Raw genomic sequence first — 26,450 nt, forward strand, 5'->3', positions numbered from 1 at the left:
GTTTTGCTTAACGAGTTCACTTGTGTTCTATAAAAATTAATCGATTGTATTTCTTTTTCCTTTATTATTTATATTTATTTTGTTCTGATGATATTGATTAGAACGTATGACATTTTCGTCATTTATGATATTAATGCCAGAACTATCATTCTGCTTAACTGTATTTTTATCAACTAAATTCTTATTCCCCTCAAGGCTAAGTCCATGATTATTGTTGTTGGTTAATAAATTTTGAAGAATACGGCTTTTAGTTTCTTTTTCTTTTGAAGAAAAGACCTCGATTCCATTTTTTTTATTATACTTGCTTTCATTTCCTAACAATAATGAATTTGAGTCAACTTCAAATCCATCATCTTCATTTTGAATTGATTTATTCCAAAATAAGTAATTGAGATTTTTTTCAGAATCAAATCCATCCTCCCCATTATTGGAAGATGTATTATATATAAACGTATTACATTCATTATCTGATAAAAAGCCATCAAAACGGTTGCTGGTTGATATATTGTTAAATGCCAGATTATGTTTTCCTTGAATATTTACACCACAATCTTTGTTGTGACTCGATGTACTCTTCATGATAAAATTGTGATTTCCAAGGACAAGAATCCCATCTCTTTCATTTTCAATGGATTCACATTGTAACACTACATTATGATATGCACCATTTTCTATACACAAACCATCAGATTGATTTGCTGTAATTTTAATGTGACTTAGAATATTCTCATTTTGCTGAATAAAGACACCAAATCGACTGAATTTTTGAATCGTGATGTTTTCTATCGTAATGAAATTCGAAGCTTGAATATTAAATCCATCTATGTTTGAACCAAGATTTGTTCCATCTATGATGGTTTTTCCTATCCCAGAACCAATGATCCGAATTCTATTTTTGCCCACTCCAATATTCACTGCTTCGTTAAATAATCCAGCTGCAATATAGATGGTATCACCTTCTCTAGCTGCATTGATAGCGTCTGAAATTGAAGGCTCATCCTCAGGTACATTAATAATCATAGTGGATCCTCCTCTTATTTTTCTCTTTCAGTTTCATCCAAAGTGCAACTACCCTTCTGTCTTTCTCTTTCAGTTTCATCCAATCAGCGAGTTTTCTTTATACTTTAACAAATATAATAGTTTTTTAATGAATAAAGTATAAGTGCAACTACCCTTCTGTTTTTCTCTTTCAGTTTCATCCAATCAGCGAGTTTTCTTTATTATATTCAGAACGATCAAAAAGGTCTTTTTCTAAATAAAAATGGGTGTTTGAGGAGAAGGGAGAAAAAAGGTGATGAATTTGCTTTGATCTTTTCCTAAAAAAATAATACATACGTTTCTTGTGGTGGATTGTTTGCAAATGATATAAAGAATTAGTAAGATAAATAACATACTTACTTACGTTTTTACATTGATTTAAGGAGGAAGAACTTTGAAATCGTCACGTTTATTATGGTCTGTTATTTTATTAGTAGCTTTATTAACTACATCAATTTTTATTTATGGATTTGTGAATGCAATTCAAACGGTCGTGTATCCAGAAGGATCAAATTTGACAACTCCTGAAGAAGAAATTATAGAAGATATTTCTCCAGCCGATGATGAAATTGTAATTTTATCCTTAGGTGACTCACTAACAGAGGGTACAGGGGATAGAAGTGAGAATGGATATGTAGGAGTAGTAAGAAACCTTTTAGAAAAAAATGAGGAAAAACCAGTATTTCTTCATACTTTTGCAGTTGATGGTTATACAACATCACAATTGTTTGATTTTATTTCTACACAAAATGGTACACGGACGTCTATTATGCAAGCAAACTTAATCTTAATGACGATTGGTGGGAATGATATGTTTTCACCTGGTGAAGAAATAATTATAGAAAATGCTCGTGAGTTTATGCCTAATGCACTTGAAAACTTAGATAAGATATTTGCAGAACTTCAAACTTTGAATTCAGAGGCAGATATTATTTATGTAGGGTTATATAATCCTTTTACAGAGATTGATAAGGATGGGGAAATCTCTTTATTTGTTCAAGAATGGAACAATGAAGTATTTAAATTGACAACGAAATATAAACAAGTTTTATTTATTCCTACTTTTGATTTGTTTTATAAAAATACCAAAAACTATTTATCTTCAGACATTTATCATCCAAATGAAGAAGGTTATAAAAGGATCGGAGAAAGAATTGTGAATGCCTTGAAATAATGTATAATATACTTATTTTTATCTTTTATCTATGATAGGAGGTTCGAATGATGGGAAAAAAACAAACACCTGTATTATCTGTTAAACATTTAAAGAAAAAAATCAGTAAAAAATGGATTATTAAAGACATTTCTTTTGATATTTATGAAGGTCAAATTTTTGGATTTTTAGGACCCAATGGTTCAGGAAAAACGACAACAATTAGAATGTTAGTAGATTTAATTCGTCCTACTGAAGGTTCAATCTATGTGTGCGGAAAAAATGTACAAACTGAACATGATGAAGCTTTAAAAAATATTGGCTGTATTGTAGAGAATCCAGAACTATATTCATATTTAACAGGTTGGGAAAATCTAGAGCATTTTGCGGCTATGTTGCCGAATATATCACATCAAAGAATTCAAGAGGTAGTTGAAATAGTAGGTATGGATCAGCGCATTCATGACAAAGTGAAAACATATTCACTTGGCATGAGGCAAAGATTAGGTATAGCTCAAGCTTTATTAGGGAAACCAAGACTTCTTATATTAGATGAGCCTACAAATGGACTAGATCCTCAAGGAATAAAAGAATTAAGAATTTTTATTAGAAATTTGGCAAAAGAAGGTCTGAGCTTATTTATATCTAGCCATTTATTAAGTGAAATTCAACTGATGTGTGATCGAGTAGCGATTATTAGAAGGGGCGAAGTGATTGCAGTCGGGGATGTAGATGAACTTCTTGAGCAATCGAGCAGTACGGTGTTATGGGGAATGTCTCCTGTTGAACAAGGAAAAAAGGTGTTGCAATCATTTCAATCCGTTGAACTAACGCAAATTAACGATATGGAAATAGATTCATCTCTCGATTCGTATACAGTTGCTGCGCTAATGAATCCAGAGGAAATTTCTAAAGTAAACGAACAGATGGTCAGATCAGGTGTACAAGTAACAAGCATTGAAATCAAAAAACCATCATTAGAAGAATTATTTTTAACATTAACGGAGGGTGAGAAAATTGATTAACATTTACCCTTTAGTTCGTAACGAAGTACTGAAAATATGGAAGAAGAAAAGGTTCTTCGTCATCGTAGTCATTTTAGCAGTACTCATTCCAATTTTTACTTATGCACAACTGCGTGTTGCTTTAAATGTTCAGAAACAAATGGGAACAGAAGATTGGCGAATTGTTGTTCAACAACAAATTCAAGATTATGAGAATCGTGTCAGCAGCCCTAGGTTGCAAGAAGAGTGGAAACGTTGGTATATAGTTGAGATTCAAAGATTACAGCTTCATTTAGATCAAAATATAGATCCAAGATCTCCGAATGGAGTCACATTTACGAATCAGTTTGTGGCAAATTCAGTAGGTTTATTTTTACCACTTCTGGTGCTTGTCATTGTTGCGGATTTAGTCGCTGGAGAGCATTCTTCAGGTACGATAAAGTTGTTATTAACAAGACCTATAAAAAGGTGGAAGGTGTTATTAAGTAAATACATAGCCTTAACCATGTATGTCTCGATTACCGTGCTATTATTAGCCGTCATGAGTTATCTCATCTCAGGTCTTGTATTTGGTTTCGGTGGTTGGATGCAGCCAGTATTAACTGGATTTGAAGTGATTGGATCAGAATTGAATTTAAATAATATTAACATTATCCCGCAATGGCAATTCCTTATAATGGAATTAGGGTTAGCATGGTTTTCATCTTTAGTAGTAGCTTGTCTAGCTATGATGGTTTCCGTACTAGTTAGAAGTATAGCAGCTGGAATGGGAATTATGCTAGCTACATTGATAGCAGGTACCATTTTAACCAATATGGTTTCTTCTTGGGAAAGTGCAAAATATTTTTTCATGGTGAATTTACAAACAGTTTCGTACTTATCTGGTGCTGTACCACCAATTCAAGGCCTAACGCTTTCATTTTCTCTTATTAACTTAAGTGTATGGACGTTAATCTCCATTGTAATCTCATTTGTAGTATTTACGAAACGAGATATATTAAATTAAAGTTTTAGTTATATACTTGTTTTTTCACGATTCAACAAAATATTTAAATTCATGGTATAATGCTAAATATCGTTTGAAGTAATTGGCAAGGGGGCGACAAAGATTGGAACAAATCGATTTATTTTCGGAGCCAAAAGAAAAACAATCTGAATATGGCGCGGATGATATCCAAGTATTAGAAGGGTTAGTTGCCGTCCGTAAAAGACCTGGGATGTATATAGGAAATACAGGCAATTCAGGATTACATCACTTAGTTTGGGAGATAGTGGATAACGCGGTAGATGAACATCTAGCAAAATTTTGTGATCAAATAGATATTACTATACATAAGGACGAATCCATTACAGTTTTTGACCATGGGCGAGGTATACCAACAGACATGCACAAAACAGGGATTCCAACACCACAAGTCGTATTTACAATTTTACATGCAGGTGGAAAGTTTGGAGGCGCAGGATATAAAAAATCTGGAGGTCTTCATGGTGTAGGCGCATCCGTTACAAATGCATTATCAGAATGGTTGGAAGTTGAAATATATCGAGATGGAAAAATACATAAACAACGTTATGAATACTGGATAGATAAAGAAGGTAAGGAACACGTTGGAGAGCCTGTCACACAATTAGAAGTGATTGGTAATACACGTAGAACGGGTACAAAGGTTACCTTTAAGCCAGATCACAAAGTATTTAAAAACGGAACTCATATCCAATATGATACATTAGCTGAACGTTTACAGGAAATTGCCTTTCTAAATTCAGGATTAAAAATAAATTTAAAGGATGAACGTACAACTGAAGAAGTTACGTTTGATTATAGTGGTGGAGCGAAGCAATTTGTTGAATATTTAAATGAAAATAAATCTGTCTTACATGATGTCATTCATTTTCATGGTGATAAAGATGATATCGAAGTTGAGATAGCCATTCAATACAATGACGGTTTTACTGAAACGATTGCATCTTATGTAAATTCAATTCCTACACGTGGTGGAGGAACACATGAAACAGGTTTTAAAACAGCATATACAAGAATTATGAATGAGTATGCTCGAAAATCTGGTTTGTTAAAAGAAAAAGATAAAAACTTAGAAGGCTCAGATTTACGAGAAGGTCTAATGGTTGTAATCAACATTAAAATGGGGGACGTAGAATTCGTAGGGCAGACGAAGGATCAACTAGGAAGTAGTTCTGCTAGAAGTGCTACTGATGCTGTTGTAGCAGATAATATGGCTGTTTTTCTTGAAGAGAATCCTAAAGTTTCACAATTGCTGATTAAAAAATCTGTTCAAGCAGCTAAGGCTAGAGCTGCTGCTAGAAAAGCTAGGGAAGAGGTTCGATCTGGAAAAAAAGGAAAAAGTCAAAGCTCTAACCTGGGTGGAAAGTTAACACCTGCACAATCTAAAGATTACTCACGTAACGAAATCTTTATCGTTGAGGGAGATTCTGCAGGAGGATCTGCAAAACAAGGTAGAGATTCAAAACATCAAGCCATTCTGCCTTTAAAGGGGAAACCAATGAACCCTGAAAAAGCAAAACTTGCAGATATATTGAAAAATGAAGAATATCGGGCTATTATCGCTGCTATTGGAGCAGGAGTTGGACCTGACTTTGAAATAGAAGAAAGCAACTATAGCAAAATTATTATCATGACAGATGCCGATACAGATGGAGCACATATTCAAGTATTGCTTCTTACGTTTTTTTATCGTTATATGAAACCTCTTGTAGATGCTGGGAAAGTATATATTGCACAACCGCCTTTATTTAAAGTGACCAAAAAAGGAAGAAAGACATCTATGAAATATGCTTGGTCTGAGGAACAGCTGCAAGTCATATTAAAAGAATATGGAAAAAATGTTGAGTTGCAAAGATACAAAGGTTTAGGTGAAATGAATCCGGATCAACTATGGGAAACAACGATGGACCCTGCTTTAAGAACCTTATTACAAGTACAAATTGAAGACGCTGCTATGGCAGAAAAAAGAGTATCCACCTTGATGGGGGATAAAGTAGATCCAAGGAAAAGATGGATTATTGAAAATGTAGACTTTACGAAGTTTGATGAATAGAGGGGATAACATGAGCCAAGTTGAACAGTTTTTACCTGCTTTTCTTGAAGAAGTGGTAGGAGACAGATTCGGTAGATATTCAAAATATATCATTCAAGATCGCGCCATCCCAGACGTTCGGGATGGGTTAAAACCGGTGCAAAGACGCATTCTTTATGCGATGTATGAAGCAGGTAATCATTCGGACAAGCCATATCGCAAATCAGCAAAAACTGTTGGGGATGTAATGGGGAATTATCATCCTCACGGTGATTCTTCTATTTATGATGGAATGGTGCGTATGGCGCAATCGTGGAAGATGGGTCATGTTTTAATTGATGGACACGGCAATTGGGGTTCTATGGATGATGATCCACCAGCAGCTATGCGTTATACAGAAGCTCGTTTATCTTCTATTGCAATTGAACTGTTACGAGATATTGAAAAGGACACTGTATTATTCAAAGATAATTTTGATAATACGATGAAAGAACCTGTCGTATTACCTTCTCGTTTTCCCAACTTGTTAGTAAACGGGGTTAGTGGTATTTCTTCTGGTTTTGCAACTGAAATACCTCCTCATAATTTAGGTGAAGTCATTGAAGCTTGTATCGACTTAATTGATAACCCTCAATTAACATTAGAAGATTTAATGAAAAAGATAAAAGGTCCAGACTTCCCTACAGGTGGCATCATCATGGGGGAAAAGGGTCTTAAAGATGCATATACAAATGGTAAAGGGAAGATATTCCTGAGAGCCAGAACAAACATTGAAGACTTAAAGGGTGGTAAACAGCAAATTGTGATTACCGAAATCCCTTATCAAGTTGTAAAATCTCGTCTAGTTACTGCAATGGAAAATATCCGATTAGAGAAAAAAGTAGAGGGTATTGCTGAAGTTCGTGATGAAAGTGGACGAGACGGACTGAGAATTGTAGTTGAACTTAAGAAAGAGGCGAATGCAGAAGGAATTTTAGCTTACTTGCTTAAGAAAACAGATTTACAAATTAACTATAACTTTAATATGGTTGCCATTGTAAATAAAGCGCCGAAACAGTTAGGTTTAAAAGCGATCCTTGAGGCTTATATAGAACATCAAAAAGAGGTTGTGACTTATCGATCTCAATATGATTTGAAAAAAGCACAGGATAAAGCTCATGTCCTTGAAGGACTTGTTAAAGCATTAAATATCCTAGATGATGTCATTGAAACCATAAAAGCGTCCAAAAACCGTCAGGATGCACAGCAGAATTTAGTTGCGAAATTTGATTTCACTGAAAGACAAGCAGATGCTATTTTAACATTGCAGTTATATCGTTTAACAAACTTAGAAATCACTTCTTTAGAAAAAGATTTAGTAGATGTTAATAAAATCATTGCTAAACTAACTGCTATATTACAAAGTCCAAAGAAATTAATGAACGTCATTAAAAAAGAATTAACAGAAATCTCTAAGAAGTACGCCATTGAACGAAGATCAGACATACAAGAGGAAGTTGAAAAGTTAGAAGTGAACTTAGAGGTTATGGTTACTCCTGAGGACGTGCTTGTTACCGTTTCAAAGGAGGGATACATTAAACGCAGCAGTTTATTATCCTTTACACGTTCTGGTGGTGAACTTGAAAGTACAGGTTTAAAAGAAGGCGATATGGTTCGTTTTATTAGAGAAGTAAATACTATAGAGAACTTACTTATCTTCACAAAGAGTGGACAGTACTACATGTTACCTGTCCATCAAATCCCAGAATACAAATGGAAGGACAATGGTACTGCGATTGTAAATGTGATCCCTATAGATAAAGAGGATCAAATCGTGAATGTCATCCCTGTTAAAGATTTTGAAGAAGAGGGTAAATCCATTGTATTCGTAACGAAATATGGACAAGTGAAACGGAGTTTATTGAAAGATTATGCAACGAAACGCTCTATTGGAATAGTAGCGTGTAAACTGAATAACCAAGATCAAATTATTGATGTACAATTAAGTGATGAATTGGGCGATTTATTATTAGTTACTAAACTTGGCATGAGCATTCGCTTTAGAGAAAATGAAGTGAAATCGATGGGAAGAGTATCAGCAGGTGTAAAAGGAATCCAGTTAAAAGAGCTTGACGAGGTCATTGCAGCTGCTTGGATTAAAGATAATGATTCAGGTGAAATATTTGTTATATCTGAACGTGGATATGGCAAAAGCACATTAGTTTCGGATTATATGTTGCAAGGACGCGGAGGTAAAGGGGTTATCAGCTTCGAATTCAAAACTGGTAAACGAGTTAGATCCAATGGATATCAATTAATGTATGCCTGTCTGATTAAGGAGCCAGAAAATTTGAATGTCATACTTAGCAACGGTGAAAAATATCAATTTACAACGCAGTCAGCACCTATACAAGAACGTAAATCAACTGGTAAGCAGCTAATACCTGTGACTAAAGAAGAACATGTTACGGATGTAGTGAAATTGTCCAAGTTGTAAGAAAAATAAAATTAAAAATGGAATACACTTCCAGTAGAAAGAAGAACATCAGAAAGTCGGATAAAGGAAAAATCACGTCCGGTTTGATGAGGAGGGGCTGGGAAGCCAGTCCATTACTCTAGGAAGAAATATTAGTTGGCAATCCCTCCAGTGAACACTGTATTGAGTGAATTAAGGTGATGGGTCATCTCCTCGAAATACCCTTCTAACAAAGGGTATGTGTTTGCAGGTAGGATCTCATCATCTTTTGTTGTAACTATTTTTTCAATTGGCAATATTCTAAAATTTCTTTTGTTGTTTGATACATATTTATGTACCCAAGTTGGAATCGTTTCAATAAGAGCCAATTCTATTTTATTTTCTGGAAAATGTTTTCGGATCTGTACTTTGAAGATCACTCCAACATCTGTGTATTTAGCTGTTCCTTGGTCAGGTCCTTGATTGGAGATGAAGTTTCCCATTGAATAAATAACCACTCCTTTTTTCTTATCTCCATCATAACCTTCAAGTTCTAAAATTTCATAAGGTTGAACTACATGAGGATGACTACCTAATATAATATCTGCCCCTGCTTTAATTAAATGTTCAGCGATTTTCTTTTGAGTTTCATTTGGTGTTCTTTTATATTCTGTTCCAAAATGTACTGAAACTGTAACAACATCTGCCCCTGAGTCTTTTAGTTTTTGAATATCATTAGACATTTTTTCAGGATCAATTAGGTTAACTAAATAATCTTTCCCCTCTGGAATAGGAATTCCGTTTGTTCCGTATGTATAAGCTAAAAACCCCATATTAATTTCATTTTTTGAAATCATTAATAAACTTTGTCCATCCTCTTTTGAAGCTGCAGTTCCTGTGTAATAAATATCTCGTTCATCTAAAAAATGCAATGTTTTGATAATACCATTTTCACGTCGATCCAAAGAATGGTTGTTTGCAGTGGTAAGTACATTAAATCCAGCATTTTTAAGTGCATCTGCTAATTGCTCAGGGGCATTAAATTGAGGGTATCCAGAATAACCCATTTCTTTACCCGCAAGTGGAGTTTCAAGATTACCAACAATCCACTCCCCTTCAAGAAATAAATCTTTTACTTCTGTGAAATAAGAATCGAACGAATATTGGCCAGTTTCGTTATTATATCCATGAGAGATTTGTGGGTAATGCATCATAATGTCTCCAACTGCAAAAAGTTCCGCTGATGTAGAGTAAGCCAAGGGTTGTTGATTTAATCGTACGTAATTTCTTTTAGCGACTGCTTTTTTAATGTCATTAAATTGTTCATTTTCACCTAATGTAAGTTCATCAATAAATTCCTCTTGTTGTATGTCATCAGCAGTGAAAGTATTGCTGCAACCAGATAAGATAATTAATGTGATAAGTATTATTTTTTTCATAGTTACCTTCTCTTTTTTTAAAATAGAATATCCTTTTATCTTATTTTGGCTTCAAAATGATTAAAAATACAACGAGTGTGGAATTTAAAGGATATATCATTGCTGATATTTTACATAAAGATTAAATATCTGGCAATAGTTAAAAATTACGATTTAATTTCCTCCCATATATTCCAAGGATATACGGATGGAGGAGTGGAAAAAAATTCAATATCTTTTTTTAAAGTTGGATGTGAAAAGCTGATTCTATTTGACCATAATGCAATCTGTTGATTCTTTTTATTGATTTTCTCTCCATACTTTTGATCTCCATATAAAGGACATCCTATTTCAGAAAATTGAACTCTAATTTGATGTGAGCGTCCAGTATGTAAACGAATTTGTACTAAGCTTAATCCATTGTTAGATCCTTTTACTTCATATTCAAGTATGGCTTCTTTACTATTCTTCTCACTTTTTGCAACGCTGAATACTTTATTTATAGACGAATCTTTTTTTAAATAGTGAATTAATTTCCCCTTTTGTTTACTTGGTGCTCCATGAATAACTGCTATATATTCTTTTTGCAACTGATGTGTGCGAATAGCATTAGATAATCGTGAAGCAGCTTTAGAAGTTTTTGCAAAAACCATTACTCCTCCAACGGGGCGATCAAGCCTGTGAACTAACCCTAAATATACATTTCCCGGTTTATTATATCGTTTTTTTACGTCTTGTTTTAATAAATTTAATAAATCTGGATCTCCTGAAATGTCTTTCTGTGTTGGGATATTTATAGGTTTTTCTACAATAAGAATATGATTATCCTCGAAAATAATCGGTATAGGATTAATTTTATCCATACAAACCTCCAATTTCAATAGTTTTAGCTTGTCCAATTTTACAAACAATTCCTGCCTTAGGCAAGTTTTATATAGAATATAAATTAAAATATAAAGGGGTGCGTATAAGTTTAATTATAACGCACCGGGGAAATTAGAGTATAACAGTAAAAAATGATTTGATTTAATAAAAGTTACTTATATAAAAAAGCCTCCGGGAGCTCCACTGCCACCAGGAGTTCCACTGCCAGTAGGAGCACCACCGCCACCAGGAGTCCCGCTACCACTTAATAAGCCACCTAAACCACCGCCGCCGGATCCGCCGCCACCGAGCATACCACCTAACAATCCACCGAGACCGCCACCACCGCCGGACCCGCCGCCACCGAGCATACCGCCTAATAAACCTGGTAACATTCCACCGAGACCGCCTCCACCGCCGGATCCACCGCCTCCACCGCCGAGCATACCGCCTAATAAACCTGGTAGCATTCCTCCGAGGCCACCGCCACCGGATCCACCACCAGATCCGCCGCCACCGAGCATGCCTCCAAGAAGACCTCCTAAGCCTCCACCGCCAAGTTTACCCATACCTAACATACCTTTCAATAATAAAGGTAATAAAAATTTGGTCTGTGCTTTATTTCCGCTTCTTGGACTGATGTATATAGTTCCACCTTTGACTTTAACTAGTTTTCCAACATATAACGTTCCATCTTTTTTGATGGCATAAATATCTTTGCCAATAAGCTTATTAACTTCTCTTTTAGATATAGTTGGTTTTTTGGAATGTTTTTTGTTTTTCTTGCTTTTCTTTGTTTTTTTATATTTTTTTGTCATTTAATAGTTCACTCCCTCCGTACAATATTTATCCGGTATTGATTGTCCGTAAGATTTTATTGTCTACATCTTAATGCGTTCTCCATTTATTGTATGTTGCACGTTTTAAGGTGGTATGGACATTCGTTTAGATTAACTAAATTGTACATTTGTCTATATAGATAATGAACTTCTAACATGCGTGAATAAGACTTCATTTGGAAGGAGGCTCAGTTCATATTTTTGTAGAAAAATTTTCTCATATTACGATTATTAAGTTCATACATATAAAAAGAAGTTTTGGGAGCATGGTTATATTATTACAATTGGTTAGTTTTAAAAGGAGTTGAATTTATGATAGGTTTGCTTCCAACAATTGATTACTTAGATCTATTTAAAGAGGGGAATTTGATTCATGCCTATAAAGTCTTTGGAGCACATTTAGAATGTGAAGGTGAAGAAATTGGGGTTCGTTTTACCGTTTGGGCACCTCACGCAAAAGATGTTAGAGTCGTTGGGGATTTTAATGACTGGAGCGGTAAGAATCACAGGATGCAAAAGATAGAAAACACTGGAGTTTGGAGTTTGTTTATTCCTCAGTTATTTGACGGCACATTATACAAATATGAGATACACACGAATAAAGATGAAGTATTACTTAAATCTGATCCATATGCCTTTTATTCTGAAAAAAGACCTCAAACAGCATCCATTGTAAAAACATTAGACGACTATGAATGGCATGATGATAAATGGATAAATGAAAAACGTCATAAAAATGTACTGAATAATCCACTCAATATATATGAGGTACACTTAGGTACTTGGAAAAGGGAGAATAATGAGACTTTATCTTACTTTGAAATAGCAAATAAACTTATTGAATATGTTGTGAGTATGGGTTATACCCACATTGAACTTTTACCCATTATGGAACACCCCTTTGATCGATCGTGGGGTTATCAAGTTACAGGATATTACTCTATAACTAGCCGTTATGGTACGCCAGAACAATTTATGTATTTTGTAGACCGTTGCCATCAAAATGGAATTGGGGTTATTTTAGATTGGGTTCCTGGTCATTTTTGTAAGGATGATCATGGATTGAGAGAGTTTGATGGCACACCCTTATATGAATATAAAGATGTAATGAAAGCTGAAAAACCTTCATGGGGCACATTGAGTTTTGATTATAACAAACCAGAGGTTGTATCTTTTCTCATTTCCAATGCGCTGTTTTGGATGGATGTATATCATATAGATGGATTCAGAGTAGACGCTGTGGCCAGTATGATTAGTTTGAATTTTGACAATCCTCAGGGGGCGCATATAAAGAACAAACAAGGTGGTACCGAGAATATAGAAGCCATTTCTTTTATTAAAAATCTGAATGAAACTGTATTTCGTCATTATCCTAATGCATTAATGATGGCAGAAGATTCTTCAGATTGGCCTTTGGTTAGTGCTCCAACCTATGTCGGAGGATTAGGGTTTAATTTTAAATGGAACATGGGTTGGATGAACGATATGTTGCGTTATATGGCAACAGATCCTATTTATAGACCTTATGAACATAGGTTAATTACCTTCTCATTACTTTATACGTATTCCGAGAATTATATTTTACCCTTTTCACATGATGAAGTCGTTCATGGAAAAAAATCCATGTTAAATAAAATGCCAGGTAATTATTGGGAGAAATTTGCTAATTTAAGATTACTTTATTGTTATCAAATGGCTCATCCTGGAAAAAAGCTTACTTTCATGGGCAGTGAAATTGCACAATTTGATGAATGGAAAGACTTGGAACAAATAGATTGGATGTTATTAGATTTTGATATGCATCAGATGTTTCAGCAATTTGTAAAAAGTTTAAATTCTTTCTATAAACAAGAGTCCGCATTATGGGAGTCAGATTTTCATCATTCCGGTTTCATGTGGATGGATGCGGATAATGAAAAAGAAAGCATTATTTCATTTATTAGAAAAGGGAGGTGTGAGGAGGAAGTCATCCTTGTCGTTTGTAACTTTACACCATTAGTGCACGAAAGTTATGCCGTTGGAGTTAATATGCCTGGAATTTATGAAGAAGTATTTAATAGTGATGATGTGAAATTTGGAGGAACAGGGCAGAAGAATGGAAGGGTTAAAGCGGATTTGAAAGCTTGTCATTTTCAAAACTTTAGTATTCAATTAACGGTTCCTCCACTTGCAACTATCATGTTTAAAAGAATACCTGCTACATCTAAAGAAATAAAATAGTTTTATTATTTTTTATTGTTACGAATAGGGAGAGATAAAATGAGATCAAAAGAATGTATAGCCATGCTGCTAGCAGGTGGGAAGGGGAATAGATTAGGTGCGTTAACCTACAAATTAGCAAAACCTGCAGTGTTTTTTGGAGGGAAATATAGAATTATTGATTTTACACTCAGTAATTGTACAAATTCTGGGATTGATACAGTAGGTGTCCTAACCCAATATCAGCCTTTGGCACTAAATTCATATATTGGAGTGGGAAAACCTTGGGATCTTGAACGTGAAGATGGGGGTGTGACTATTCTCCCTCCTTATGTAAAACAAAATGGAGGGGATTGGTATAGTGGAACAGCGGATTCAATTTATCAAAACATCGATTTTATTGAACAGTATAACCCTAAATACGTACTAGTTATTTCTGGTGATCATATATATAAAATGAACTATGAATTGATGTTAAACTATCATATACAAAAAAATGCAGAAGCAACAATTGCGACCATTCGCGTGGATTGGAAAGAGGCGAATCGTTTCGGTATTATCCATACGAATGATGAAGAAAGAATCATTTCGTTTTCTGAAAAGCCTAAGAATCCTAATAGCAATCTTGCATCCATGGGCATTTATATTTTTAATTGGGATACTTTAAAAGAAAATTTAATTTCTGATGCAAGTAATAGCAATTCAACTCATGATTTTGGAAAAGACATTATACCAGGGATGTTGGGCAACGAATATGCTTTGTACGCTTATTCTTTTGAAAATTATTGGAAAGATGTAGGTACTGTTGATAGTTTATGGGAAGCACATATGGATTTATTAAAAGAAGACTCACTGCTGAATTTAAATGATAAAGAATGGAAGGTTTACTCAAGAAATTTAAATCAACCTTCACAGTTTATTTCTTCAAAAGCCAAAGTGAGAAATAGTTTAGTGAATGAGGGGTGTACTGTATTTGGAGAAGTTGAAAATTCAATCCTTTCGTATGGGGTCAATGTAGAAGAAGGTAGTGAAATTAGGGATTCTGTGATTATGCCAAATGTAAAGATTGGGAAGAATGTGACAATTCACCGATCTATTGTAGGTGAAGGTGCGGTTATCCATGATCACAGTGTTGTAGGGGATCAGAAGGAAATCACTTTAATCAAACATCGTGAGATCGTTACTTAACTCTAATTCATATGAAAGGGTGAAGCTTCTATGAAAAATGTGATGGGCATCATTAATCTGGTCAATGAGATAGACCAACTTGAAGAGTTAACCTACAACAGATGTATTGCTTCAACTCCTTTTGGGGGCAGATATCGATTCATTGATTTTATCCTATCTAGTTTTGTGAATTCAGGTATTCATAAAGTATGCATGTTTACTCAGAAGAAATATCGTTCCTTGATAGATCATATAGGTTCAGGCAGGGAATGGAATTTGGATCGTAGACAGCATGGGTTGACGGTATTACCTCCACTTTTTGAAGAATCGAAAGAAGAAAACAAAGGCGATTTACATTATTTTTATGATCATAGAGATTATTTTTTTCGAAGTAAAGTAGATTTTGTGATCCTAGCAAAATCTCACATGGTTTGTAATATAGACTTTGATCCCATACTAAAGTTTCATAAAGATCATAATGCACAAATAACACTATTATATAAAGACAACAAAGATGAACAATTTTCTCTAGCTCGTCCTATTAAAGTGAGTTCGGATCAAATCTTAACTTCAATTGAGGTAAATCAAACAAACGTAACAAGTGATCAAATTAGTATGGAAATGTTTCTAATGAAAAAGGATCTCTTTCTAGATTTAGTAGAAACCTCAATCGCTAGTGGTTGGACTAATTTTATTGAAGATGCAGTGATCAAAAATCTAGATTTATTGAATGTATATGGATACAAATTTGCAGGTCATTTGGGCATTATGAATACAGTTCAAAGCTATTACAAAAACAGTATGGATTTATTGGAGATGTCTCTATTTCATTCAATATTTCATCAATCTCATTCTATTTATACAAAAACAAAAGATGAAGCTCCTGCTGCTTATAAATCTGACGCCCTAGTCTCAAATTCTTTAGTAACAAATGGATGTATGATAGAAGGTACAGTTGAAAATAGTATTTTATTTAGAAGTGTTGAGGTCGGAAAGGGAGCTCGGCTCAAAAACTGTATTATCATGCCTAACACTGTAATTCAACAAAACGTGAATTTAGAAAATGTGATTTTAGATAAACATGTGATTATAAATATGGATAAGAAAATTATAGGTGATCCAAGTACTCCATGTATAGCAGAGAAGTTAAAAATAATTTGAGAGGAGGTAAAGTATATCATGAATATACTATTTGTTGCTTCAGAATCAGACCCCTTTGTGAAGTCAGGAGGACTGGGTGAAGTGATTGGCTCTTTGCCAAAACAAATCAAAAAGAAAGGTGCAGATATCCGGGTGATTCTGCCCAAATACGAAGATATTCCAGAAAAATTTAAGAATAAAATGACTACAATAACTGATTTTACTATCCAACTTGATTGGAGAAGTCAGTATTGTGGTGTTCAAGAGCTTCAAGAAAACGGTATTCATTATTATTTTATAGATAATGAGTTTTATTTTAAGAGACCAGGCTTGTATGGTTATGGAGATGATGGTGAACGGTTTGTTTATTTTAATAAGGCTGTTTTAGAAGCTATTCCTCACCTAGATTTCATTCCAGATATTATTCATTGTCATGATTGGCAAGCTGGATTGATTCCGATTTGTTTAAAAGCGCAATACGCCGATAAACTATTGTATAAAAATATAAAAACTGTATTCACAATTCATAATTTAAAATATCAAGGGATTTTTCCAAAAGAATTGTTGAAGAGTTTAACGGATCTTGAAGATCGTTATTTCACTAAAGATTCACTTGAATTTTTTGATCAAGGTAATTGTATGAAAGGTGCGATTATATATTCAGATATTATAACAACAGTTAGTCATACCTACGCAGAAGAGATTCAAACTCAAGATAATGGAGAACAATTGGAAGGTGTCATTGAAAAAAGGAAAAAAGATTTATACGGAATTTTAAATGGAATAGATGTAAAAAGCTATAATCCTGTTACTGATCCAAATGTAAGAGTAAAATATCAAAATTCATTATTTAATAAAAGACTGAACAAAGAACGTTTCCAAAAGAAAATAGGCTTGCCTGTGAATAAAGAAATTCCTATGATTGGAATGGTTTCACGATTAGTTGAGCAAAAGGGGTTTGACTTAGTAGCACATGTGCTCGATGAAATATTGGAAATGGATATACAGTTAGTCATATTGGGAATTGGTGAGAAAAAATATGAACTGTTTTTTGAGGATGCTGCGAAGCGAAATCCGGATAAGATGGTGACTGTAATAAAATTTGACGATGCATTAGCCAGGAAAATTTACAGTTCTTCAGACATGTTCCTTATGCCATCTTTATTTGAGCCGTGTGGAATAGGTCAATTATTATCTTACCAGTATCGGGCTGTTCCTATTATAAGAGAAACAGGGGGGTTGAAAGATACGGTCAAACCTTATAATCAGTACGCGGATGAAGGAACTGGATTTACATTTGTGAATTATAATGCTCACGATATGTTATTTACAATTAAAAAGGCAGTTGAATGTTACCATAATAAAGAGGTTTGGCATAGTATTATCAACAATATTAAGAAAGTCAATGTAAGTTGGGAAAAACCCGCAAGAGAATATATTTCCTTATATAAACAATTGGTATTTGTACTAAATTAATATAAATATAAGGGTTCGTGGTCTTATTTTAAATGCTCAATAAGACCACTTTAACCCTTTTATAAAAATAAAGGTTCGGTTTTATTAGTTGGAAATAAATCAGGATGAAACAATGAAGCTAAGAGCTCAATACCATCAACTACCCCGATACTTGGTTGTGTAAAGAAGTTTGCATCTAAGAGAAAAACTTGATTATTTTTGACTGCTTTAAGTTCCTTCCAACCTTCTAAAGCTTTTAATTGTTTTACTTCTTGTCTAGCTTTTTTATGACTATACCCACATGGTGAAATCACAATTATTTCCGGATCATAGCTTTTTAACTCCTTAAAATGTATGGCGTTAGAATTTCCTTCTGGTGATGCTAACGAATCTATGCCTCCAGCTAGTTGTACAAGCTCTGGTATCCAGTGTCCTGAATTGTATATGGGACTGATCCATTCCATGAAAAATACAGAAGGTTTTTGTTTATTGTATTGCTTCATTTTACTTTTAATGTGTTTAATTCGTTTCTCGTAACCATTGACCAATTCGATTCCTCTTTCCTCAGCACCTAGTTCTTTAGCAACGGTAATTATGTTTTCAAATATTTCCTTCAAATTTTTAGGAATAAGAGGAACGATTTTAGGTTGTTTTTTTAATTGATAAACGGCTTTTTCAACATAGGATGTTCCAACCTGACATACATCACAAACATGTTGGGTAAATATAATATCTGGTTCAATCTTTTCAAGTAATTCTTGTTCAATAAAATAAAGAGATTTATTTTCTTTTACATGTTGTGACACAATCGCATTAATTTCTGAAGAGGTCAAATGTTTTCCTTCTAATACAGATCTCACCACTTTAGGTTTATCTGATGGGCATTCAAAAGTTACTCCACTCAGAAATGAATCGAGACCTAATTCGTTAATCATTTCAGTTGCTGCAGGTAAACATGAGATTGCTTTCATGGTTCTGTACTCCTCTAAATGTGATTTATTTTATCCTATCATAATAATGTCTGTTATTGGTGAAATCACGTATTTTGCTAATATTTTTTGTAATATATTAATTAAATAATACTAAAAAATTAATTAATATAATCTATTATACATACTATTTTTGAAGCAATATTAATTTGATAGGAAAGGTAGATTTTATAAAATATAAGTATAATTTGTTTAAAATTTCATTGAATCATCATATAAATCATGTTACTATTTTAGTTATAATTAGGTAATATCCATATATTTCTTATTAGTTAGTTATAACAAAATCATTTACTAAAGGAGGTGGTGATTTGAAACCGTTTACTTAGAATGATAGATTTTTATGTATTTTATTTTAATAGTAAAGGAGTGATAATAGAAAGGAAGGTTTAGGTTTACTGATTTTCTGGTTTCAATTCGTACAAATATTAGTTAGTTATAACAAAATTATTAACTAAAGGGGGTGGAAAAAGTCTAAGTTAGATTGATAGATTTTTCTTACTTTGAAAAGCTTTTAAGGTTTAGGTTCACTGACTTTCTGCTTGGTTTTCGATTCGGTCAGTTGAGTGATTAAACATAGAAAAGAGTCAAATTGTTATCACATACTTTTTTAGACTATAACAATAAGCAAAATGTAACCAAAGGAGAAGGTTATTATTTATGAATAAATTTATAAAAAAGGGATTATCCATTGTATTCGTAATCATGTTCAGTCTTGGATTATTTAGTTCAAATGTTACAGTATATGCAATCAATAATGGAATATCTTCATCAGCTGAGGAAATTACAATCACAGATCCAGTTTTAGATTATGTAGAGTATATAACTCATGTAGGTCTTCCGAGTTGGATAACACACATCCCAAATATTATCATACATTTAGATACAGCAGGAAATCGTGCTAAGTTCTGGAAAAATGAAATTCATCCAGATGCTCTTCGTATCATTAACAATACGATTGATTATAATGAAGATTTTAATTCAGCCTACGATTTATTAATCGATTATTCTGAAAGAATGGATGAGCCTGGAGTGAGAACTTCATTTATTTCAGAACTAAATAAACTACAAAATAGCTTTAGTTCAAGAAGTACGTCTGTAGCAGATGAACATCGTATTATTAATAATTTTAAGAAACAATTACGTGATGTAGACCAAGTTAATTTTCAAAATGACTATAAAATAGCTTATGAAAAAAACATAAAAGAAGCTATGGAAGAATTAGGGGAAATCGTAAATCTTATAAATGGTGCCATTACTTTTTTAGATCAAGGTTTTAGTGGGTTAGAAAATCAATGGTTCTCATTATCTTTAAAGTTTGACAGATTAATAGAGATTGTTGTAGAAGATGTAGATGTTGATTCTCCTTTTTTGATTGGATATTTAAACGATATAAAGAGTACCTGGGATGATACATTCGAATTAGCTCTAACCATTCAAGATAAAATGGACCATTCATTTAAAAGGAAGGTTATAGGTTGCTCCATACCTTGGAAATCACAAAATCTTCCTCCTGGGGAGAAAACTTATTATACAATATATGATGGAAAACCTGCAGCTGGAGGAAGAGAACTGGGTAAGTTTGAAGGGACGCATTCTGCCATCACTCTATCTTCAGCATTGTATGATATTTTAGAAGTAAAAAACCCTGATCAAACTTTATATACGGTTAAGGAAGTGAATGTGAATGGTGAGTTGCTAAAATCAGATGCTTACTCAATACCAAGTATTTGGACTTTGTCTGAAGCAGCTTTCCTATTTTCAGAGAAAGATTTCCAGGGAGACTGTATTGTGCAGTTTAATTATTGGGGCAGTTCTGATTTAAACGAAGCTGATTTTGACAATAAGTTGTCATCCATGCTGGTACGTGGAAATGTATATGTTAGACTATGGCAAGACGCAAATTACAGAGGATTTGGACAGGCCTTTTTCACAGAAGACAGTTTTACTCAGATTCGCAATTTTGGAGGAAAAGTTGTTGGAGCGAATGCGGTATCTTCCATCTTAATAGAACAACAGAAAGAAGGAGTCTATTTCTTTAAAGAAGAAGATTTTAGTGGGACTGGTCTTTCAACTTTTATAAGCACTAATCCTGGGATAACACATTATAATAGTAAATGGAACTGGATGAATAACAACTCATTATCATCAGTGAAAGTAGTTGGTCCTTATGCATTAATCGTATATGATCTTGATAACTTTACAGGTGGAGGGGCTATTATTAAAGAGAATTATGGAGGTCCTAATTTATCATCTGATCATATGAATAATAGAACTGAATCATTTAGTATATTTAAAGGTGAAGGTGTGTGGTTCTTCGAGGAAAGCTATGCAGCGGGAAATTGGCAAGTATATCCACAAGTAGCTGGAACTTCATCGGATTGTCGTTATATGAATGATTGTGCTGCACAAGATTTATATGGAAACGGAGTAAAAGGAGCTCCTATGCTTGGAGATACTTTATCTTCCGTACTCGTTATTGGGGATTATAGTGTTACTCTGTATGAACACCCAGATTATAAAGGTAATTTTGAAAATGTTGAACATTTTAGCATATGGTTAACCAAAGTAGGGGATAATAAAACTTCATCGTTTAAAATATATAAAAAATAGGTTGTTACTAGTAGCATTATTATCAGCATCACAAGTCCATTATTTAGTCATAATATATACATCTTCACAACTCCTCTATATTGGTATGGCATGTCTGGACCGATGAAAATCTTCTTTGATAGATGCTCCCAGTATTTACGAGATGAAAGGTTTAATTTTAAAGAAGAAATGTCAAAAAAGAAAGCCTATGTCATTGTCACTGGTGGTGCAAATCCTCAAATAGAAGCCCTGCCTCTCATTCAACAATTTAAATACATTTTTAATTTTGTGAATATGGAGTTTGTTGATTATATGATTGGAAGAGGAAATGAACCAGGTGATGTGAAAGAGGACGAAGCTGCAATTTCTAAAGCTTTATTATGGAATAAGCAATTAAAAGCCTAACACACAATCATCATTTCAAATAATGATCCTATTATAGTTACACAACTATAAAAAGAAAACATCTAATCTGGATGTTTTCTTTTTGAGATTAGGTTTTATTATTATGTTCCAAAGTTATAGCTACATTACCCCTTTTGTGACCTGTTTCGACATATCTGTGTGCCTCAGCAATTTGTTCTAAAGAGTAACGTCTATCAATGACTGATGTTATTTTCTCCGCCTCAATTAGCTCTTTGAGGAACAGCAGATCTTTCGTTTTTTCGCTTGATGGTCTCAAACCTGTGAACGCAATTTTTGCTTTTTTGTTGCCGATCTTTGAAGTCCATAACATTTGAAGGTTAATAGCTATGGAAGGGACGGTTGTAAGATAGATTCCTTGTTGTTTTAGTGAGTTTTTACAACGTGCAAATGAACTTTTCCCTACTGTGTCAAAAATAATATCATAGGTTTGACCGGTTTTGGTAAAATCCTCTTTCGTGTAATCAATAACCTGATCAGCCCCTAAAGATTTTACTAATTCTAAATTAGAGGTACTGCACACTCCGGTGACTTCCGCTCCGAAGTACTTGGCAAGCTGCACAGCAGAAGTACCTATTGATCCAGAAGCACCATTGATAAGGATCTTTTGACCACTTTGGATGTTTGCTGAATCTCTAAGAAATGGCAATGCTGTTAATGCCCCATCACAGACAGCAGCAGCTTCCCCATAGGTCATATTTTCAGGCTTCACTGACAGCGCACCATTTTCAGGAACACATGTATACTCAGCATAAGCACCAGACATGGTAGCTGCATATACTTGATCACCTTTATTGAATAATTTTACATCTTTACCTACGGATTCAATTTCACCGGCTAACAATCCCCCTGGTATAGTCGCTTTGGGTTTTGTGAGTCCAGTAAAAATTCTTGCAGCAAATGGATCACCCTTTCTAAAAGCACAATCTACTGGTGATACTGTGATTTCATATACCTTTACTAGTACTTCATTGTCCTTGGGAATAGGTTTTTCAATCTCTTTTAATTCAAGAACATCTGGTGAACCATATTTCTGATATACGATTGCTTTCATATGTTGCCTCCTGTATTCCAAATTTTTTAAATAAAAATGATAGTTCTCTTAACTTTTATCTTCTAAAGAGAAAGAGAATACCCTCTCCGATATAGATAAATCTTTGAAATATCTGCTAAAATCGATGCTGCGAATCCAAAGGAAAAAAGTATGGGGAACATCATTAAAGGCGCAACATCAAAGACCAACGCCCCCATGGAGAGCCCAAAACCAGTTATAAATACATAGTGAGCAATCACTGTTGCTTTTAATTCAATTATTTTGTCTCGTTCATCAATAAACGAAGGTTCTCTTTCTTTAGCTGCGATGATATTTAATACAGTATTTCTGATGATACTGTTTACAATTCCAACAATAATTAAGAATATAAAAACGGCTCCATAAAAACTGAAGACATTTGTCTCATTTAAGCTTCCATCTTGGTACTTTTGAAATACATAAATACTACAGCCAGTAAAAATCAGTACGGTGGTAACTAAAGATACGATAGTGCTTTTTTCTTGATAGGACATTTCACCCCTCCTTTAGTCTGTTTATTTTTACTTTTTGTAAATTATTATATACAAATAGTAATATAAAACATTCTTTATGTCAAATATTTTTTACATATAATATTATAATGATTTCCAATATACATAAAATCGCTCAAAGCACTTGTCAAGAAAGCAATGATATACGATGCAAGACCTCCATAGTGAGGATATTGAAAGTTTACAATCCATACCGATAAAAAGGGAAATGAAGTTGCATGCGAGTTAATATCATCTTAATGATCTTGTTGAGAAAATGAAAAAAATATATATTAAAACTAGTGGGAGGAGGAAATGAAGATGATTTCGATAAAACGTTTATCAGATTGTTCTTTTCAAGATGCGGTAACTGCTTGGAATAAAGGATTTAAGGGGTATTACATAGATGCTCAAGTGACAATGGATTCTTTTTTAAACCGATTTGTATCAGAAGGGTTATCGACCGACTTATCGATTTTAGCATTTAAAAATGATGAACCTATAGGACTTGTATTAAATGGTATTCGAGATATTGGTAGAATGAGAGTTGCTTGGAATGGTGGGACTTGTGTAGCACCTGAATTGAGGGGTGCAGGGATAGGTAAATTAATGATGACTGAAACATTCTCCATGTATAGAGAAAACGGGGTAGGTATCGCTACATTAGAAGCTATTAAGGACAATGAAAAGGCAATCAAGTTGTATCAGAAACTAGGTTATGACATAAAAGATCAACTTTTGATATTTGGGAGTAGTGAGTCTTCTCAGCTTAAGCCATTCAACGGCGATTTTTCAGAATATGAAATTGTAAAGGTAAACCCTAGTGAAGTTCAGCATATTCCATTTTATAATAATAGGTTGCCATGGCAAACACAGTGGCAAAGTGTAAAATCAGGGGAAGGATTGCTCGTTATAGATAAATTAGGAAAAAGTATTGGGTACTCATTGTATAAACAGAATTATGATAACAACGGTTCTCATATTTCCACAATACTCTATCAATGTGAAGTTTTACAAGATCGAAATGACAAGCAGGACATTGTTGCTTATTTATTGTCTCATTGTTTCTCTCCGTTAGATCAAAAATGTAAGCGAATGATCATGAATTTATCTCATACAAATCAAGTTGTCATCTCTTTACTGAATGAAAGTGGATTTGAAAAGACTATAGAGCAAGTATATATGGAAAAACTTTTTAAAAGACCCGGATTCTCCCCATAATCACCGTATTGTCCATTTTAAAAAATAACATGAAAATGGGGAATTACAGATTCATATTGTTAATGTTATGCTTATTTAATTAGTATATAGAGGTGAATGAAGATGACAACACAAGTGTATATTTTAAGTGCTTTTACTCATAACTCAAATGGAGGTAATGAAGCAGGAGTAGTTCTAGATACTGATCAACTTGAAGAGCGTGAGATGGAATTGATTGCTAGGAAATTAGGGTTCTCAGAAACAGCATTTATTTTTTCTTCGACTTCTACAGATTTTAAAATTAGATATTTTACTCCAAAAGAGGAAGTAGATATTTGTGGTCACGCAACGGTCGCTGCTTTTTCATTAATGAAACAAAAAGGGTTAATTGATGCTGGAAATTTTAAGATAAAAACGAAAGCAGGCATTTTAAATGTAGAAGTGTATCCAGATGGAAAAGTGTTTTTAGAACAAAATAAACCTTCTTTTTTAAATGTATTATCAGCCCAAGAGATTACAAATTCACTTTGTATAAAGAAAGAAGACCTCATTCCACATCTTCCTATTCAAATTGTTTCTACAGGTCTAAAAGATATTATAGTTCCTGTAAATAATCTTCAAGTTTTACAAGAAATGAAACCTAATATGGACGAGATAACTAATATAAGTGAAAAGTATGGTGTAACTGGATTTCATGTTTTTACATTAGAGACAATTCATATTTTGTCAACGGCGCATAGTAGAAATTTTGCACCTTTATACAATATTCCAGAAGAAAGTGCAACAGGTACTTCAAATGCTGCATTAGTTTGTTATTTAACTAAATATAACAGATTGATGGGAAGGCAAGATAAACAAACATTTTCTATGGAACAAGGTTATACGATGCAAAAACCATCAGAAATCATAATACATATTTCTAATCTACAGGGTGAGATCAGCTCAGTGAAAATAGGAGGCTATGGCTCTGACTTTAAAATGGAATTATTGGAATTATAGGCGTAGTCTCCTATTAAAGCAACCTTGAGAAATAAAGGATTGTGACTACGCATCAATAACTTTAATTTCATTGTATATCCTGTTTAATCACAAGTAAAACTAATGTTTTTAATTCATTAAATGAGAAAAACTAATGCATTCTCTTCATGAAGTGATTGCTACTTGATGAAAAAGGTCTTTTAATTTTGTCTGGAAAATTAAGAATTCTAAAATTAAATAGTAGAAAAGTTAATGCAATCTTCTTTTCGTTATTGTATAATGAGAACATACGTTTTGTTTAGTGATTACATAAAAACCATCCTAAGGAAGTATTAAGATGGTTTACAATTCGTTATATCGATGAGTGTTTATCAATGAGAGTTGTGTATACACTTTTTGGCCTTAATCCAACTAATTTTTCCACTGGTTCACCATCTTTAAATAGGACAACAGTAGGCATAGACATCACTCCAAATTCAGCAGAAATAGACGGGGAATCACTAAATTAAATGATCGTATTCGTTCTTCTAAATTTGATTTAATATTTGTTAATATTTTGATTTGATTATCTATTTCTTCAAGTTTTTCTTTGTAAATTGGAAGTACTTCTTTACAAAATGTCTCTTTATTTTTCAAAACACAATGTAAAAAATTTGAGATTTGTTCTGTGGATAAACCGAGACTTAAATAGAACTGAATCGTTTTGACTTCGTCAACAGTAAACGTGTGATATTCTCGATAACCATTATCTAATCTAGTGGGTGTAATGAGCCCTTTTTGTTCATAATAACGTAATGATCGAATACTTACCCCAGTTAATTTAGATAATTCACCAATCTTCATTTTGTCAAATCAACTCCCCTTACCGTTGTAAAAATATTATAAACTATAACATTAATGTAAGGGTCAATATATATTTATAAATATTATTTTACCAA

The 26,450-nt window shown here is 33.6% G+C and carries 22 protein-coding genes; 13 read left to right on the top strand and 9 right to left on the bottom strand.

The features are described 5' to 3' along the window. Positions 1-36 precede the first annotated feature (36 nt). The gene (locus VQL36_RS08330; protein ID WP_349248868.1) at positions 37-1,020 is read right to left on the bottom strand and encodes a right-handed parallel beta-helix repeat-containing protein; all 984 of its coding nucleotides are present in this window, start codon (positions 1,018-1,020) and stop codon (positions 37-39) included. A gap of 412 nt (positions 1,021-1,432) precedes the next feature. Here VQL36_RS08330 and VQL36_RS08335 point away from each other — a divergent pair, with 412 nt between their 5' ends. From VQL36_RS08335 to gyrA, 5 genes are all read left to right on the top strand, one after another. Beyond that, positions 1,433-2,212, top strand: a complete 780-nt coding sequence (locus tag VQL36_RS08335) for a GDSL-type esterase/lipase family protein (protein WP_349248869.1) — start codon at positions 1,433-1,435, stop codon at positions 2,210-2,212. A 47-nt stretch (positions 2,213-2,259) separates the two neighbouring features. Then, positions 2,260-3,216 carry an ABC transporter ATP-binding protein gene (locus tag VQL36_RS08340; protein ID WP_349248870.1) on the top strand — a complete coding sequence of 319 codons (957 nt, stop codon included), beginning with the start codon at positions 2,260-2,262 and terminating at the stop codon, positions 3,214-3,216. Further along, a complete protein-coding gene (locus VQL36_RS08345; RefSeq protein ID WP_349248871.1) occupies positions 3,209-4,201 on the top strand; it encodes an ABC transporter permease in 993 nt (330 codons plus the stop codon). The genes VQL36_RS08340 and VQL36_RS08345 overlap by 8 nt, the downstream gene beginning before the upstream one ends. Positions 4,202-4,304: 103 nt before the next feature. After that, positions 4,305-6,272: a DNA topoisomerase IV subunit B gene (parE, locus tag VQL36_RS08350; RefSeq protein WP_349248872.1), complete on the top strand. Its 1,968-nt coding sequence runs from the start codon at positions 4,305-4,307 to the stop codon at positions 6,270-6,272. 10 nt (positions 6,273-6,282) lie between these two features. Continuing rightward, entirely contained in the window at positions 6,283-8,727 is a 2,445-nt protein-coding gene (gyrA, locus tag VQL36_RS08355; protein WP_349248873.1) for a DNA gyrase subunit A, read from the top strand. A gap of 131 nt (positions 8,728-8,858) precedes the next feature. Here the strand turns inward: gyrA and VQL36_RS08360 are convergent, their stop codons facing one another. The 3 genes from VQL36_RS08360 to VQL36_RS08370 form a co-directional block, all read right to left on the bottom strand. Further along, on the bottom strand, positions 8,859-10,124 hold the full coding sequence (locus tag VQL36_RS08360; RefSeq protein WP_349248874.1) for a CapA family protein: 1,266 nt from the start codon (positions 10,122-10,124) through the stop codon (positions 8,859-8,861). A 146-nt stretch (positions 10,125-10,270) separates the two neighbouring features. Next, positions 10,271-10,966, bottom strand: coding sequence for an RNA pseudouridine synthase (locus tag VQL36_RS08365; RefSeq protein WP_349248875.1), 696 nt, complete (start codon positions 10,964-10,966; stop codon positions 10,271-10,273). Between the two features lie 177 nt (positions 10,967-11,143). Further along, positions 11,144-11,554, bottom strand: coding sequence for a hypothetical protein (locus VQL36_RS08370; protein WP_349248876.1), 411 nt, complete (start codon positions 11,552-11,554; stop codon positions 11,144-11,146). A 564-nt stretch (positions 11,555-12,118) separates the two neighbouring features. Between VQL36_RS08370 and glgB the strand changes: the two genes are divergently transcribed. The 4 genes from glgB to glgA are packed head-to-tail and all read left to right on the top strand — an operon-like array spanning position 12,119 to position 17,788. Then, positions 12,119-14,026, top strand: a complete 1,908-nt coding sequence (gene glgB, locus VQL36_RS08375) for a 1,4-alpha-glucan branching protein GlgB (RefSeq protein ID WP_349248877.1) — start codon at positions 12,119-12,121, stop codon at positions 14,024-14,026. 39 nt (positions 14,027-14,065) lie between these two features. After that, positions 14,066-15,193 carry a glucose-1-phosphate adenylyltransferase gene (locus VQL36_RS08380; protein WP_349248878.1) on the top strand — a complete coding sequence of 376 codons (1,128 nt, stop codon included), beginning with the start codon at positions 14,066-14,068 and terminating at the stop codon, positions 15,191-15,193. Between the two features lie 30 nt (positions 15,194-15,223). Continuing rightward, positions 15,224-16,333, top strand: a complete 1,110-nt coding sequence (gene glgD / locus VQL36_RS08385) for a glucose-1-phosphate adenylyltransferase subunit GlgD (protein WP_349248879.1) — start codon at positions 15,224-15,226, stop codon at positions 16,331-16,333. Between the two features lie 18 nt (positions 16,334-16,351). After that, positions 16,352-17,788 carry a glycogen synthase GlgA gene (gene glgA / locus VQL36_RS08390; protein WP_349248880.1) on the top strand — a complete coding sequence of 479 codons (1,437 nt, stop codon included), beginning with the start codon at positions 16,352-16,354 and terminating at the stop codon, positions 17,786-17,788. Positions 17,789-17,847: 59 nt separating this feature from the next. Here glgA and VQL36_RS08395 read toward each other — a convergent pair whose 3' ends face one another. Next, positions 17,848-18,738, bottom strand: a complete 891-nt coding sequence (locus VQL36_RS08395; RefSeq protein WP_349248881.1) for an ABC transporter substrate-binding protein — start codon at positions 18,736-18,738, stop codon at positions 17,848-17,850. Positions 18,739-19,416: 678 nt separating this feature from the next. Between VQL36_RS08395 and VQL36_RS08400 the strand changes: the two genes are divergently transcribed. Both VQL36_RS08400 and VQL36_RS08405 read left to right on the top strand, forming a co-directional pair. After that, the gene (locus VQL36_RS08400; RefSeq protein WP_349248882.1) at positions 19,417-21,369 is read left to right on the top strand and encodes an HBL/NHE enterotoxin family protein; all 1,953 of its coding nucleotides are present in this window, start codon (positions 19,417-19,419) and stop codon (positions 21,367-21,369) included. Between the two features lie 54 nt (positions 21,370-21,423). After that, positions 21,424-21,753 (top strand): flavodoxin family protein, encoded by a 330-nt coding sequence (locus tag VQL36_RS08405; RefSeq protein WP_349251146.1) that lies wholly within the window; start codon positions 21,424-21,426, stop codon positions 21,751-21,753. A gap of 88 nt (positions 21,754-21,841) precedes the next feature. On the opposite strand, the gene VQL36_RS08410 is transcribed toward VQL36_RS08405, so the two are convergent. Both VQL36_RS08410 and VQL36_RS08415 read right to left on the bottom strand, forming a co-directional pair. Beyond that, on the bottom strand, positions 21,842-22,825 hold the full coding sequence (locus VQL36_RS08410) for an NAD(P)-dependent alcohol dehydrogenase (RefSeq protein WP_349248883.1): 984 nt from the start codon (positions 22,823-22,825) through the stop codon (positions 21,842-21,844). 62 nt (positions 22,826-22,887) lie between these two features. Then, complete coding sequence (locus VQL36_RS08415) at positions 22,888-23,337, bottom strand: hypothetical protein (protein WP_349248884.1); 450 nt, start codon at positions 23,335-23,337, stop codon at positions 22,888-22,890. A gap of 318 nt (positions 23,338-23,655) precedes the next feature. Here VQL36_RS08415 and VQL36_RS08420 point away from each other — a divergent pair, with 318 nt between their 5' ends. Both VQL36_RS08420 and VQL36_RS08425 read left to right on the top strand, forming a co-directional pair. Then, positions 23,656-24,555: a GNAT family N-acetyltransferase gene (locus tag VQL36_RS08420; protein WP_349248885.1), complete on the top strand. Its 900-nt coding sequence runs from the start codon at positions 23,656-23,658 to the stop codon at positions 24,553-24,555. Between the two features lie 102 nt (positions 24,556-24,657). Then, a complete protein-coding gene (locus VQL36_RS08425; protein WP_349248886.1) occupies positions 24,658-25,533 on the top strand; it encodes a PhzF family phenazine biosynthesis protein in 876 nt (291 codons plus the stop codon). Between the two features lie 331 nt (positions 25,534-25,864). Here VQL36_RS08425 and VQL36_RS08430 read toward each other — a convergent pair whose 3' ends face one another. Both VQL36_RS08430 and VQL36_RS08435 read right to left on the bottom strand, forming a co-directional pair. Beyond that, a complete protein-coding gene (locus tag VQL36_RS08430) occupies positions 25,865-25,972 on the bottom strand; it encodes a hypothetical protein (protein ID WP_349248887.1) in 108 nt (35 codons plus the stop codon). A gap of 5 nt (positions 25,973-25,977) precedes the next feature. Continuing rightward, positions 25,978-26,355, bottom strand: a complete 378-nt coding sequence (locus VQL36_RS08435) for a MerR family transcriptional regulator (protein WP_349248888.1) — start codon at positions 26,353-26,355, stop codon at positions 25,978-25,980. Positions 26,356-26,450 lie beyond the last annotated feature (95 nt).

The organism is Chengkuizengella sp. SCS-71B (genome assembly GCF_040100845.1).
GTDB lineage: Bacteria > Bacillota > Bacilli > Paenibacillales > KCTC-33759 > Chengkuizengella.

Bases quoted from the DNA above. Each gene is read 5' to 3' on its own strand.
- VQL36_RS08330 (WP_349248868.1), bottom strand. From the start codon at position 1,020: ATGATTATTAATGTACCTGAGGATGAGCCTTCAATTTCAGACGCTATC.
- VQL36_RS08340 (WP_349248870.1), top strand. From the start codon at position 2,260: ATGATGGGAAAAAAACAAACACCTGTATTATCTGTTAAACATTTAAAG.
- gyrA (WP_349248873.1), top strand. From the start codon at position 6,283: ATGAGCCAAGTTGAACAGTTTTTACCTGCTTTTCTTGAAGAAGTGGTA.
- VQL36_RS08360 (WP_349248874.1), bottom strand. From the start codon at position 10,124: ATGAAAAAAATAATACTTATCACATTAATTATCTTATCTGGTTGCAGC.
- VQL36_RS08365 (WP_349248875.1), bottom strand. From the start codon at position 10,966: ATGGATAAAATTAATCCTATACCGATTATTTTCGAGGATAATCATATT.
- glgB (WP_349248877.1), top strand. From the start codon at position 12,119: ATGATAGGTTTGCTTCCAACAATTGATTACTTAGATCTATTTAAAGAG.
- VQL36_RS08380 (WP_349248878.1), top strand. From the start codon at position 14,066: ATGAGATCAAAAGAATGTATAGCCATGCTGCTAGCAGGTGGGAAGGGG.
- glgD (WP_349248879.1), top strand. From the start codon at position 15,224: ATGAAAAATGTGATGGGCATCATTAATCTGGTCAATGAGATAGACCAA.
- glgA (WP_349248880.1), top strand. From the start codon at position 16,352: ATGAATATACTATTTGTTGCTTCAGAATCAGACCCCTTTGTGAAGTCA.
- VQL36_RS08395 (WP_349248881.1), bottom strand. From the start codon at position 18,738: ATGAAAGCAATCTCATGTTTACCTGCAGCAACTGAAATGATTAACGAA.
- VQL36_RS08400 (WP_349248882.1), top strand. From the start codon at position 19,417: ATGAATAAATTTATAAAAAAGGGATTATCCATTGTATTCGTAATCATG.
- VQL36_RS08410 (WP_349248883.1), bottom strand. From the start codon at position 22,825: ATGAAAGCAATCGTATATCAGAAATATGGTTCACCAGATGTTCTTGAA.
- VQL36_RS08415 (WP_349248884.1), bottom strand. From the start codon at position 23,337: ATGTCCTATCAAGAAAAAAGCACTATCGTATCTTTAGTTACCACCGTA.
- VQL36_RS08420 (WP_349248885.1), top strand. From the start codon at position 23,656: ATGATTTCGATAAAACGTTTATCAGATTGTTCTTTTCAAGATGCGGTA.
- VQL36_RS08425 (WP_349248886.1), top strand. From the start codon at position 24,658: ATGACAACACAAGTGTATATTTTAAGTGCTTTTACTCATAACTCAAAT.
- VQL36_RS08430 (WP_349248887.1), bottom strand. From the start codon at position 25,972: ATGCCTACTGTTGTCCTATTTAAAGATGGTGAACCAGTGGAAAAATTA.
- VQL36_RS08435 (WP_349248888.1), bottom strand. From the start codon at position 26,355: ATGAAGATTGGTGAATTATCTAAATTAACTGGGGTAAGTATTCGATCA.